Below are 12,856 nucleotides of genomic sequence, written 5' to 3' on the forward strand. Positions count from 1 at the left end.
AGGCGCATGGAACGCAGCAACCAAGACATATCAACAAGATAGGCAAGGGAGCGAGTACCGCGCACCGAAGTGATTCGCTCGTGCAGTCAATTAATCAGCGTTTCCCTAACGGAGGAACAAATATGTTCAACAAAGTACTGATCGCCAATCGCGGTGCGATCGCGTGCCGCATTATCCGCACGCTGCGCCGGTTGAAAGTAACCAGTGTCGCGGTATACACCGAAGCCGACGCGTTGTCGCAGCATGTCGCTGCCGCCGATGAAGCCTATTGCATCGGCGGCAGCCTTGCCGCCGAAAGTTATCTGAATACCGGTAAAATCCTGGAAATCGCTCAAACAACCGGCGCCGAAGCCATTCATCCCGGTTACGGTTTTTTGAGCGAGAAAGCGGATTTTGCCGAACACTGCGAAATGCAGGGAATTCGCTTCATTGGTCCGGCGCCGCAGCAAATGCGCGATTTCGGTCTGAAACACACCGCCCGGGCGCTGGCAATGGAAAACCAGGTACCGCTGCTGCCGGGTACCGGTTTACTGAGCGATTTGGATGAAGCGCTGCACCAGGCGAAGCATATCGGTTACCCGGTGATGCTGAAAAGCACGGCTGGCGGCGGCGGCATCGGCATGCGCCTGTGCTGGAATGCGGATGAATTAAGCGGCGCTTATGAAGCGGTCAAAACGTTAGCGCAAAACAATTTCAAAGATGCCGGTTTGTTTCTGGAAAAATACGTCGACCGCGCAAGGCATATCGAAGTACAGATTTTCGGCGACGGCCGGGGGCAAGTCGTCGCATTAGGCGAGCGCGATTGTTCGATGCAGCGGCGCAATCAGAAGGTCATCGAGGAAACGCCCGCACCCAATTTAGCTCCGCAACTGCGCCGGGCATTACTGGAAACGGCAGTGCGCCTCGGCAAGGCGGTACGCTATCAATCCGCCGGCACGGTGGAATTCATTGTCGATGCCGTCAGCGGCGAATTTTATTTTCTCGAAGTGAATACCCGCTTGCAGGTTGAACACGGCGTGACCGAAGAAGTCACCGGCATCGATCTGGTCGAATGGATGGTACGGCAAGCTGCCGGCGACCTGCCGCCGCTCGATTCTTTTGTCATTAAGCCCAGCGGTGTTTCGATTCAGGCACGGGTTTACGCCGAGAATCCGGCCAAGGACTTTCAGCCGTCGAGCGGCACATTGACAGCCGTCGAATTCGCCGCAACCGCGCGCATCGAGACTTGGGTTGAGCGCGGCACCGAGATATCGGCGTTTTACGATCCGATGCTGGCGAAAATCATCGTGCATGCACCCGATCGGGAAACCGCCAGAATCAAACTGTTGACCGCATTGAAGCAAACCGCGTTGCACGGTATCGAAACCAATCTCGATTATCTCCAGCAAATCCTGCAAAGTGGGGCTTTCCGCAACGGTGAATCGACCACGCAGTTCCTCAATAGTTTTCATTATCAGACCCATAGCATCGATGTTCTGAATCCTGGCGTGCAAACCACCATTCAGGATTCTCCGGGACGAACCGGCTACTGGAATGTCGGTGTACCGCCTTCCGGGCCGATGGATAGCCTGGCTTTCCAGTTGGCCAACCGGTTGGTGAACAACTCCGGCAGCTGTGCCGGGCTGGAAATCACGATTGCCGGTCCGGCATTGCGGTTTAATTGCGACAGTATCATCGCCGTTTGCGGCGCACCGATGGACGTACTGCTCGACAGCGAGGCGCTGGCGCAATGGCAGGCGCATTTGATCAAAGCAGGCGCGGTGCTGCAATTCGGCAAAATCCGCCAGGCCGGCAGCCGGGTTTATCTAGCGGTGCATGGCGGCTTTGAAGTACCGGAATACCTCGGCAGCAAAGCCACATTCACGCTTGGTCAATTCGGCGGCCACGCCGGACGCGCGCTACGCGCCGGGGATGTGCTGCATATCCCGGCGCTGCCATCGCCTCACCCCGTCATCACTGAACATCTACCGCACAATTCGATTCCGCACTACAGCCACCGCTGGGAAATTGCGGTGCTGTACGGACCGCACGGCGCACCGGATTTCTTCACCGGCCCGGATATCGAGCAGTTCTTTGCCGCGGAATGGAAGGTACACCACAATTCCAGCCGCACCGGCGTGCGCCTGATCGGACCGAAACCGCGATGGGCGCGAACCGACGGCGGCGAGGCCGGTTTGCACCCTTCCAATATCCATGACAATGCCTATGCCATCGGCGCGGTCGATTTCACCGGCGATATGCCGATCATCCTCGGCCCCGACGGCCCCAGCCTCGGCGGCTTCGTTTGTCCGGTGACGGTGGCGCACGCGGAACTCTGGAAAATCGGGCAACTCCGCCCCGGTGACAGCATCCGCTTCCATCCGGTGTCGATTGAACACGCACAACTGCTGGAACAACAACAAGCACGATTCATCGAGCAACTTGGCGGCAGTCAGCACATACCGCTCCCGCCCGTCATGCCGCAACTGGAAGATCCGGTATTGCATCGCATTGCCGCCAGCAATCATCAGTTGGAAGTCGCGTACCGGCAATCCGGCGACAAATACCTATTGATCGAATATGGCGCGCCGGTACTTGATCTGAATTTGCGTTTCCGCGCGCATGCATTGATGACCTGGCTGCAACAACGTATTGATGCGGGTGAACTGCACGGCATCGTCGATCTGACGCCCGGCATCCGCTCGCTGCAGATTCATTTCGATTCGGCCCGGCTGCCGCGTGATGCGCTGCTGCAACAATTGATTGCCGCCGAAAAGCAATTACCCGCGATTGCCGAAATGGAAGTGCCGTCGCGCATCATTCATCTGCCGTTATCGTGGGACGACGCCGCGACGCGGCTGGCGATCGACAAATACATGCAATCGGTACGACGCGATGCGCCCTGGTGTCCCAGCAATATCGAATTCATCCGCCGTATCAATGGCCTGAATAATATTGACGAAGTCCGTGATATCGTGTTCTCCGCCAGTTATCTGGTGATGGGATTGGGCGATGTGTATCTCGGCGCACCGGTTGCTACGCCGCTCGATCCGCGTCACCGGCTGGTCACTACCAAGTACAATCCAGCGCGGACTTGGACACCGGAAAATGCCGTCGGCATCGGCGGCGCGTATCTGTGCGTGTATGGCATGGAAGGTCCGGGGGGTTATCAATTCGTCGGCCGCACCGTGCAAATGTGGAACCGTTACCGCCAAACCGCTGACTTCAAGGACGGCAAACCGTGGTTATTACGTTTCTTTGATCAAATCCGCTTTTATCCGGTGAGCGAAAGCGAATTGCTCAAATTGCGCAAGGATTTTATCAGCGGTCATTTCAAGCTGCGCACGGAACCAACCGTGCTTAACTTGCAGCAATATCATACCTTCCTGCAACAGCAAACGGAGAGCATTGAAGCCTTCAAAACCAGGCAAAAAACCGCGTTTGAAGCCGAACGCCTACGCTGGGCGGAAAATCCGCAAGCACTGGCAATCAACGAGGATGTGCTGGAGGAAGCCGGCAGTGAAAGCGAGCTGGATTTGCCGGATGGCGCTCAGCTTATCAGTTCTCAAGTGACCGGCACTGTCTGGAAACTGCTGGTCAAGGAAAACGAATACATCGAGGCGGGCAAACCGCTGGCAATCATCGAATCGATGAAAATGGAATTTGCGATCGAATCCCCCGTTAGCGGAAAAATTCGCCAGATTTTTTGCCAGCAAGGCAATTACATCGCCGCCGGCCAAACGCTCATGATCGTGCAGGAAAGTTAGGGAAATGCTGATTCATTGACTATACGAGCGAGTCACTTCGTTGCACGGTGCTCGCTCCCTCGCTTATCTTGTTGATAGGTCTTGGCTGCTGCGCTCCGTGCGCCTCGTGCTCCATCTCGTCCGGCGAATTAATCCGCGTTTCCTTCACGTCCATTTCCGGACTCCGCACCGTTCTTTTCGAGTAGAAAACGTCTCGCGCGCCAACAATCGGCGTCAATGAATCATTCTAAAAAAAGATAACTTTTCACAGCGTTATTCAGCCATTGGCGCTCGCCGCTACTTCCTATAATGGGCACCATGATCATAGTCCCCTGAAACGCAATGGATCAATCGGAAACGCATAACAACCGATGCCGATCAACGCCGGTTCGATGATGGTCGGGTATTCGCAATGAATTACGTTTGTTGGTTATCTTTTTAAATAGGTTTTCAAAATGAGTGAAATCGCATTGACCGAAGTGAATAATCCGCCGAGCGGACGCACACTTTCCAACAGTTCAAGCCTGCAGAAATCTCTGGAACGGATTCATGAACTCCCCGCAATGCCGGCCATTGCTAAAAAAATGCTGGCGTTACCGCTCAATACCGACGAAGGTGAAGCGCAACTATTGAAATTGATCGCGCAAGATCCGCAAATCTCGGCGCGCATTATCGGTCTATCCAATGCCTCCTTATTCGGCGCGCCGGGAATGATTTCCTCCATCAGCGATGCCGCGATGCGCCTGGGATTAACACAAATCAAAGCAGTTGCGATCGGCATGGCGACCATTGCGGCATTTTCCAAAGTGGCGGAGGGAAAATTCAAAGCAGCAGATCTTTGGACGCATAGCCTTGCCATCGCTTCCGCGATGCGCGTCATCGCCCGGTATATGCCGGCACGGCTACGCCCGATGGAAGATCAGATTTTCCTGGCCGGATTGCTGCATGACATTGGCTACAATGTTCTAAGCTTTATCGCCAAAGACCTCAGCAACGTTTTATACGACAAGCTGAATACGCCGAGCGAGGCTTCGCTGCTTGAAATCGAGCGGGAATTGCTCGGCACGCATCATGGAGAAATCGGCGCGCAACTTGGCGCGCATTGGGGATTGCCCGCGGAAATCATCGCCGTTATCCGTTATCACCACACCCCGGACCACCCCGATGCCGCCGATGTTCAACCTTTGGTCAAGCTCGCTTACATTGCGGAAAAATTGCTGCCGGATTTTGCCATCATGGAACATGCGGTTCACGAAGTCACCGGACAAGAATGGCATCAACTGGGTATAGACCCGGGTAAAACTGGCAAAATCCTGGAAGAAATCGGAGCCGTTGCCGCGCAAGCCAAACAACTTGCCAATGCCGCATGATTGATCAAGCTTAACGGAATCTTAGGTTTAATCGATTTGCTTTCCCCGGATTCAGCCACTGCATTCGCTTGCATCAGTGCCGGTTAATCAATCACTCATCAGGAAACAATAAAATGAAAAAAAACAGCCAGCGAGCATCTGTCATGCAAATCCTATTTTTTGTTTTCCTCGTCACAGCCACTTCCATGGCCAGTACGCCAATTCACGCGGCATCGTTGCAAATGCCGGTATCAGCCAGTTCGGGCGCCACAAAATCCTTAAGCGTGCATTTGGATGTTGATTTCGGCACTTATACGCTTTCCGGTCCCTCGCCGACAGCGTCACACGGTCCCAGCGAAAACCCGGTGGTTAAAGCACGCGGCGTAAAACTCACGCACAGCAAACCGGCCGCTTCGCCCTCGGCTCAATCTCTACTAATCGGCCCCACTCTGCGCGTCCGCCCTGGAGACAAACTGAATATTCTCTTCAAAAACAATCTTAGTTATGAAGAATCCGCCGGCGATGGCGGACACAGCACCACCAATCCGCACGGATTCGATGTCATCAATTTGCACACCCACGGCTTGCATGTTTCTCCGCAAAGCCCGGGCGACAACGTCTTGCTGAACATTTTTCCCAAAAACACGCCCAAAGAACCGCTGAAGGAATGCTACGCCGAATTCGGCAAAGCGAACTGCGTGACGGAAAAATTTGCTTATGCGTATAAAATTCCCGCCAATCACCCTTCGGGGACGTATTGGTACCATGCGCACAAACACGGCGCGGTCGCAATGCATCTGGCCAATGGTATTGCCGGAGCCTTGATTATCGAAGATCCGGTTCACGGTCTGGAAAGCTTGCCTGCCGTACAGGAAGCGCGCGAACAAATCATCTTGCTGCAGGAAATCGCGTATGGCGGAAAATATCCGGACGGCACGGGTTCCGGCACGGAAAAAGACCCTTACCGTATCGACTGCATGAGCGTATACGGTAACCAGAATGGTTGTGCATTCGGCGGACCGAAACCACCCGCTCCCGGCGTTACCAACAGCGAATTATCCGTCAATGGTCAATTCCAGCCGGCCATTACGATGTCAACCAACGAAGCCCAGCTTTGGCGGGTGATCAACGGCAGCATCGGCAATATCGTTCCGATGTGCTTGGTGCCGATTGGCGGCAGCAACGATAAAACACTGACCGCAACACCGGTGGCTTATGTTCTGGCAGCCGATGGCGTTCCAATCCAAAACCCCAATGCTGAAAAATTGGATTTACCGGTGCTTCTGACCAATCCGGCGGCAAGCCCAACCGATGGTAAAAGTCTCTTGAATAATGAACTGCTTTTCCTGGCTGCCGGACAAAGATTGGATTTAATGGTAAAAGCGCCGTCCACACCGGGCACTTACGCTCTGTACGACAGCGTCGATCAATCCGGCAATGCCATTCCCGCCAATGAATTGTGCCAAGCCTCCAGCTATGCGAATTCAACGCCGATTCTCACGGTGAATGTCGAAACCAGCACGAGCGAGATTGCCTATAATACCGAAGTCCCCTCGCAACAAGCACTCAACAAACTCAATGCGCCAGCGGCGATCACCGCGGCGGAAAGCCCCGAGCTCCCCACCCAGGGCGCTGTCTTCGGTTTCACCAACAGCGAATTCGCCCCAATCGACGGCGGCGCATCGATCATCAACGCCCGGGTCTTCAACCCCATCCGCAGCCAGCGTGACCTTACGCTAAAACAAGTCGATTTATGGTCGGCGCAAAGCGCCGCAGGCACGCACATGTTCCATATCCATATCAACTCCTTTCAACTGGTCTCGCGCGGACAGATCCAATACCCGTTCCCGGTCTGGCGCGATACGCTGCTAGTGGAAACGCAATCGGATAAAGAAGGTAATGCAGAAATCGGTGAAATCGTGCAATTTCTGCAAAAGCCGCTGGATTTTACCGGCTCCCTGGTCATGCACTGCCATAATGTTTTTCATGAAGATAATGGCATGATGGAATTGGTGAGGATACTGCCGCCTTCCGGCGGTCAACAACAGTTACGTCAGAAGCATGGACAATAGTACTTTTCTGTTAATGCTGAAATCCGATTAGGTTAGTAGAAAGATAAATTTAAGTTATTCTGTCTATTTGACTTAAAAAACAATTAATTCGAAGTTTTTCTTGATGAACGCGCATCTTCCAATCCTCCAGGCACCACAATTTCCAACACTGATTTCTCGTATAAATCAATGATGCTTTCTTGTTTCGCCTGATCTAAGATTTGATCCTGATATCTTGTGATTTTTTGGAGCAGTTCTTCTTTCGCCACATTAATAAGTCTTTTAAGCGTCACAAGATTTTCATTACTTTCACAAATTCTATCCAATGACAAAACTCCTACGCTTATTATCTCTCTTTTACCACTATTTTTGGGAGTCAATCGCACCCCAACTTTTACTTGTTCAAATGGATTAACCGAATGAGCAATGTGTTTATCCCTAACATTCTTAAAATAATTGTGTGCTTCTTTTGCACCATTAAGCTTAGAAAAAATGTCACTTGAAAGACGAGTTGCTCTTTTTCCAGACGTAAATCCACGCATATAACTTACAAGAGCAGAGATATAGAGTGACTCAATAAGGCATCTATTTTCTTCTGAATACCTATCCATACTTAATAGACGATTAACAGCATCTTCAGCGACCATTAAATCTCGAAAAATACTATGGTACGCAGCAAGATACTCAGCATCAGGATATTCAACTTCTACCATTAGATGCTCTTCAGTTTTCATATGTAAGAATTTCTAGCGTTGTCTTAAGTAATTAGAAAAAGTTCTGCATACATCTTCTGCCACGCCTAAGAATGATTCAGGTTATCAAATTCACTATTCCAATCATAATCCGTCAATCCTTACCTTCCCTATCCTCTCTCGACGCATACACATACCCCCCAATCGCCCCGACAATCACCCCCAGTGGCGCGGCAATAAAGATTCCGATCATCGGTCCTTGGCTGGTATCCTTAGCGACAACCATGGGGCCCAAGAATCCCACGGTAAAGAACAAGCCGCCCAATAGTAACGCGCCACCGGCAATCGCCATCAGCGTGCCGGTTTTTTTGCCGACAATCAGCATCCAGGCAAACCACGCCGCCAGCCCGGCGCAACCCGATGAAACAGTCACGCTCAGCCAGGGTGCAAAACTGGTGGTTATCGTTAACATGGTATGGATAAAAAACAATACCGTTAGAAACATCAGCAGGGATACAATCGGTTTTAGAATTTGAAACATTGTCGGATGCTTTTCTCAAAGGAATCATTAACAGCATCGCATTGTAAACTATCTGCATATCGCCTAGGAGTTCCGGTATGAATACCTTCAATACAGATCGGCGCACCTTGTTGCAATACGGCTTCCTGAGCTTGGGTGCTTTTGCCGGTAACGCGCTATTGCCAGCGTTTGGCAACGCGGCGGCATTAAATGCACTGTTGACTTCGCAATCCGAGCTATTGCCGCCGGATCAGAACGGCGTGCGCTTACCCGCAGGATTTGCATCGCGCATCGTAGCCCGCTCCAGTCAAAAAATATTTGACTATACCTGGCACGCTGCGCCCGATGGCGGCGCTACTTTTGCGGCCGAGGATGGCGGCTGGATTTATGTTTCCAATAGCGAGCTGGATCATCAAGCCGGTGGCGTAGGCGCGTTGCGCTTCAATGCCGCCGGTGACATTGTCGATGCCTACCCGATCCTGCAGCATACCAACCGCAATTGCGCCGGCGGGCATACACCGTGGCAAACCTGGCTGTCGTGCGAGGAGACCGATAACGGCCGGGTCTGGGAATGCGATCCGTTTGGCCGCAATGCGGCGCAAGTCAGAAGCGCATTGGGAGTTTTCAAGCATGAAGCGGTTGCGGTCGATACTCAAAATAAGCAACTCTACCTGACTGAAGATCAAACCGACGGCTGTTTGTACCGGTACACCGCCCATTCTTTCGACCGCGCGGGCCAGCCCAATCTCGATGACGGTTTCCTGGAAGTCGCCGAAATCATCGAGGGCCGGGTTGGCTCAATCCGCTGGCATAAGCTTCCCGATCCGCTGGCAATGACTACACCGGCGCGGCGGCAAGTTCCCGCCAGCACCCGGTTTAACGGTGGTGAAGGCATTTGGTACCACCAAGGCGTGGTCTACTTTGCCACCAAAGGCGATAACCGGGTGTGGGCGTATGATGTTCAACAAAACCGGATTTCCGTGCTGTATAACGCATCGCTCTATCTGTCACCGGTATTAACCGGTGTCGACAATATCACCGGTAATGCTGCGGGGGAATTGTTAGTCGCCGAGGACGGCGGGAATATGCAAATCGTGGTTCTAACCGGCGGCAAAGTATTGCCCTTGCTGCAATTGGTCGGTCATGACCGTTCGGAAATCACCGGACCGGCGTTTAGCCCCGACGGTTCACGGTTATATTTCAGCTCGCAGCGCGGCGCGAACGGAAAAGCGGACGGCGGCATGACATTCGAAATCACCGGGCCGTTCTGATATGCTTTTATTCAATTTCCCAGCCCTTGATAAATCCAAGTCATGAACCCATGTAGCAACCGTGGTGTACGAAGGAAACGCTGTGTTCACTATTACGCATCAGACCGCGGTAATTGGCATAGAATGACAGCGGCATAAACGGGGAGTATCGATTTGGAATTCAAAGATTACTATCAAACACTCGGCGTTCCGCGCGACGCCTCGGCGGATGACATCAAGAAAGCGTTCCGCCGCCTGGCGCGCAAATATCATCCTGATGTTTCGAAGGAAGTTGACGCCGAGCACAAAATGAAAGAAGTCAACGAAGCCTACACAGTGCTGTCCGATCCTGAGAAGCATGCGGCTTATGATCAATTGCAGCAGCGCGGTTTTCAGGCTGGCAGCGATTTCCAGCCGCCGCCCGGGTGGGACGCAAATTTCGAATTCAGCAGCCACGGTTTCGGCGCCGGCCAAACAGAGGATTTCAGTGATTTCTTCGCGGAGCTTTTCAGCCGGGGCATGGGCGCGGATGCGCGCCATGCGCATCGCCGTTCGCGCGGCGAGGATCATCACGCAAAAATCATGCTTGATCTGGAAGATAGCTATCACGGCGCGACCCGCAGCCTCGCCTTGCGCATGCCGAAACTCGATAACCAAGGACGGCCGGTACTCACCGAGCATACCTTGAATGTCCGCATCCCGAAAGGCGTGCATGCCGGGCAAGTGATCCGGCTCGCCGGTCAAGGCGGTTCCGGACATGCCGGTGAACCCGCCGGCGATTTGTTCCTGGAAGTTCAATTCAAGCCGCATAACCGCTACCGCATCGAAGGCAAGGATATTCATGTCACATTGCCGGTTACGCCTTGGGAAGCGGCATTGGGTGCAACCGTCAAAGTGCCGGTGCCAGACGGACTGGTCGAAGTGCGTGTCCCGGAAAACTCGCAAAGCGGCCGCAAACTCCGCTTAAAAGGCCGCGGTATACCCGCTGCCGCACCCGGAGATCTTTATCTGCTGCTGGAAGTGGTATTACCGCCCGCCACTTCGGAAAAAGCACGCGAATTTTACCAAAACATGGCGCGGGAACTTGCGTTTGATCCGCGCCAGCACCTGGGAGTTTAAGCCATGTCACGCGAGATTGATGCCATATTACTGGAAGAAGCCATGCTCAATCTGGATGAACTCGCCCGCAGCTGCCGCGTAAGCCGGGAATGGATCATCGAGCATATTCAATGGGGCTTGTTGCCGGATAGCGGACGGCTTCAAGCCGATCCGGATTCGTGGATTTTCGACAGCCGCAGTCTGATACGGGTCAAACGCATCATCGCGATCGAACGCGATTTCGACAGCAATCCGGAATTGGCCGGGCTGGTCGCCGATTTAATCGAGGAAATCGAATTGTTGCGCGCGCGCTTGAAAACTTCGGGATTGGACGGATATTAAAAAACACCCGCCTCGCAAGGAAATCAATCATGCCTTTACATATTGTCTGTCCGCACTGCCATGCCACCAATCGCGTCCCTGATGACCGCTTAGGCGCTTCACCCAACTGCGGCGCTTGTCATCAACCCCTTTTCACGGCTCAGCCGGTGGAATTGACGGAAATTTTTTTCAATAAGCATATTGCCAACAACGATATCTCGGTGCTGGTCGATTTCTGGGCGCCTTGGTGCGGTCCGTGCCGCATGATGGCACCCGCGTTCGTCCAAGCGGCCGCCGCCTTGGAACCCGCCGTGCGGTTAGCGAAAGTCAATACCGAAGAACAGCAAGGTTTGGCCGCCCGTTATCACATCCGCAGCATTCCAACGCTGGTATTATTTAAGGAAGGCCGGGAAATTGCCCGGCAATCGGGCGCCATGAGCGAGCGCGATATCGTGCGCTGGGCGCAAACCAATCGCCAATAATGAGGGAAGCACTGATTAATTCGCCGAACGAGATGAGATGCAAGGCGGATGGAGCGCAAGAAACGAGACATATCGATAGGATAGGCGAGTTTCTGAGCACCACCCAACGCCGCAGATCGCTTGCGCAGGCAATTAATCAGCGCTTCCTGAGAAAAATAATCCATCAAGGAGTCAATATTCATGCCCACTAACGGCAATCTTCCCCGTCTGATACTGTTCACGCTGGCAGGCGTATTGCTGGTGTTATTTCTTCATAGTTTCCTGTATCACTATTTCCCGGACATATTGCAACCGGGTTATTTTTCCGCGGATGAGAAACGCGAAGGCGCCGAACCGCGAGCTATTCAAGCACGCGGCAATCTCGCGGAAGATGAAAAAAGTACCATCGAACTGTTTGAAAACTCGCGCGATTCAGTAGTGTTCATCACCACCCGTCAACGAGTGATGGATGCCTGGACACGCAATATTTTCTCGGTCCCGAGCGGCACCGGTTCCGGATTTATCTGGGACGATCTTGGCCATATCATTACCAACTTGCACGTCATTAAAGGCGCCAGCGAAGCGACCGTGCGGCTGGCGGATGGACGGGACTACAAGGCTTCGCTGGTCGGCGCCAGCCCGGCGCATGACATTGCCGTATTGCGGATCGGCATTGGCTTCCAGCGACCTGCGCCGGTGCCGATCGGCAGCAGCCACGATCTGAAAGTCGGGCAGAAAGTCTTCGCTATCGGTAATCCGTTCGGCTTGGACTGGACGCTGACCACCGGCATCGTTTCCGCATTGGATCGATCGCTGCCAGGCGGCGACGGACGCACCATCGACAATCTGATCCAAACCGACGCGGCAATCAATCCGGGTAATTCCGGCGGGCCGCTGCTCGATTCCGCTGGCCGCTTGATCGGCATCAACACCGCGATTTACAGCCCAAGCGGCGCCAGCGCCGGTATCGGTTTTGCCGTTCCGGTCGACACCGTCAACCGCGTGGTGCCGCAAATCATCAGCCGCGGCAAATACATCCGCCCGGCGATGGGCATCACCGTCGACAGCAAATTGAACAACCGCCTGACGCAATTTCTGAAAGTCAGCGGCGTTGTGATCCTCAACGTCAGCCAAGGCTCAGCCGCCGATGAAGCCGGATTGCGCGGCGCAACGCTGACCCCGGAAGGCAACATCATCGCCAACGACATCATCATCGCCGTCGACGGCAAACCGGTCGATTCCGTGGAAAAACTGCTCGCCCGCGTGGACTCGTACAAAGTCGGCGCCACCATCACACTGACGATATTGCGCAAAGGCGAACCGTTTGAAATACCGGTGACACTGCAACCGGGAGAATGATATGGAAAAATCGAGAAAGCAGATCGATGA

10 protein-coding genes are annotated in these 12,856 nt (G+C 53.5%); 8 read left to right on the top strand and 2 right to left on the bottom strand.

What is annotated here, in order from left to right:
* Window positions 1-122: 122 nt before the first annotated feature.
* The 3 genes from uca to RBH92_RS10495 all read left to right on the top strand — a co-directional run bounded on the left by uca (window position 123) and on the right by RBH92_RS10495 (window position 7,146).
* Window positions 123-3,746: an urea carboxylase gene (gene uca, locus RBH92_RS10485; protein WP_307932001.1), complete on the top strand. Its 3,624-nt coding sequence runs from the start codon at window positions 123-125 to the stop codon at window positions 3,744-3,746.
* A gap of 434 nt (window positions 3,747-4,180) precedes the next feature.
* Window positions 4,181-5,095: an HDOD domain-containing protein gene (locus RBH92_RS10490; RefSeq protein ID WP_307932002.1), complete on the top strand. Its 915-nt coding sequence runs from the start codon at window positions 4,181-4,183 to the stop codon at window positions 5,093-5,095.
* Between the two features lie 113 nt (window positions 5,096-5,208).
* Window positions 5,209-7,146, top strand: coding sequence for a multicopper oxidase family protein (locus tag RBH92_RS10495; RefSeq protein ID WP_307932003.1), 1,938 nt, complete (start codon window positions 5,209-5,211; stop codon window positions 7,144-7,146).
* 83 nt (window positions 7,147-7,229) lie between these two features.
* Here the strand turns inward: RBH92_RS10495 and RBH92_RS10500 are convergent, their stop codons facing one another.
* Both RBH92_RS10500 and RBH92_RS10505 read right to left on the bottom strand, forming a co-directional pair.
* Window positions 7,230-7,859 (bottom strand): hypothetical protein, encoded by a 630-nt coding sequence (locus tag RBH92_RS10500; protein ID WP_307932004.1) that lies wholly within the window; start codon window positions 7,857-7,859, stop codon window positions 7,230-7,232.
* Between the two features lie 112 nt (window positions 7,860-7,971).
* Window positions 7,972-8,358 (bottom strand): multidrug ABC transporter permease, encoded by a 387-nt coding sequence (locus RBH92_RS10505; RefSeq protein ID WP_307932005.1) that lies wholly within the window; start codon window positions 8,356-8,358, stop codon window positions 7,972-7,974.
* A gap of 77 nt (window positions 8,359-8,435) precedes the next feature.
* Here RBH92_RS10505 and RBH92_RS10510 point away from each other — a divergent pair, with 77 nt between their 5' ends.
* The 5 genes from RBH92_RS10510 to RBH92_RS10530 all read left to right on the top strand — a co-directional run bounded on the left by RBH92_RS10510 (window position 8,436) and on the right by RBH92_RS10530 (window position 12,826).
* Window positions 8,436-9,608: an alkaline phosphatase PhoX gene (locus tag RBH92_RS10510; RefSeq protein WP_307932006.1), complete on the top strand. Its 1,173-nt coding sequence runs from the start codon at window positions 8,436-8,438 to the stop codon at window positions 9,606-9,608.
* Between the two features lie 153 nt (window positions 9,609-9,761).
* Complete coding sequence (locus RBH92_RS10515) at window positions 9,762-10,706, top strand: DnaJ C-terminal domain-containing protein (RefSeq protein WP_307932007.1); 945 nt, start codon at window positions 9,762-9,764, stop codon at window positions 10,704-10,706.
* A 3-nt stretch (window positions 10,707-10,709) separates the two neighbouring features.
* Window positions 10,710-11,027: a chaperone modulator CbpM gene (locus tag RBH92_RS10520; protein WP_307932008.1), complete on the top strand. Its 318-nt coding sequence runs from the start codon at window positions 10,710-10,712 to the stop codon at window positions 11,025-11,027.
* 29 nt (window positions 11,028-11,056) lie between these two features.
* Window positions 11,057-11,488: a thioredoxin TrxC gene (gene trxC / locus RBH92_RS10525; RefSeq protein ID WP_307932009.1), complete on the top strand. Its 432-nt coding sequence runs from the start codon at window positions 11,057-11,059 to the stop codon at window positions 11,486-11,488.
* Window positions 11,489-11,668: 180 nt separating this feature from the next.
* Window positions 11,669-12,826, top strand: coding sequence for a S1C family serine protease (locus RBH92_RS10530; protein ID WP_307932010.1), 1,158 nt, complete (start codon window positions 11,669-11,671; stop codon window positions 12,824-12,826).
* The last annotated feature ends 30 nt before the right edge of the window (window positions 12,827-12,856 follow it).

This window comes from Nitrosomonas sp. sh817 (assembly GCF_030908545.1).
GTDB lineage: Bacteria > Pseudomonadota > Gammaproteobacteria > Burkholderiales > Nitrosomonadaceae > Nitrosomonas.

Coding starts and splice junctions, on each gene's coding strand:
- RBH92_RS10530 (WP_307932010.1), top strand. CDS start 11,669: ATGCCCACTAACGGCAATCTTCCCCGTCTGATACTGTTCACGCTGGCA.
- RBH92_RS10510 (WP_307932006.1), top strand. CDS start 8,436: ATGAATACCTTCAATACAGATCGGCGCACCTTGTTGCAATACGGCTTC.
- uca (WP_307932001.1), top strand. CDS start 123: ATGTTCAACAAAGTACTGATCGCCAATCGCGGTGCGATCGCGTGCCGC.
- RBH92_RS10500 (WP_307932004.1), bottom strand. CDS start 7,859: ATGAAAACTGAAGAGCATCTAATGGTAGAAGTTGAATATCCTGATGCT.
- RBH92_RS10490 (WP_307932002.1), top strand. CDS start 4,181: ATGAGTGAAATCGCATTGACCGAAGTGAATAATCCGCCGAGCGGACGC.
- RBH92_RS10495 (WP_307932003.1), top strand. CDS start 5,209: ATGAAAAAAAACAGCCAGCGAGCATCTGTCATGCAAATCCTATTTTTT.
- RBH92_RS10520 (WP_307932008.1), top strand. CDS start 10,710: ATGTCACGCGAGATTGATGCCATATTACTGGAAGAAGCCATGCTCAAT.
- RBH92_RS10505 (WP_307932005.1), bottom strand. CDS start 8,358: ATGTTTCAAATTCTAAAACCGATTGTATCCCTGCTGATGTTTCTAACG.
- trxC (WP_307932009.1), top strand. CDS start 11,057: ATGCCTTTACATATTGTCTGTCCGCACTGCCATGCCACCAATCGCGTC.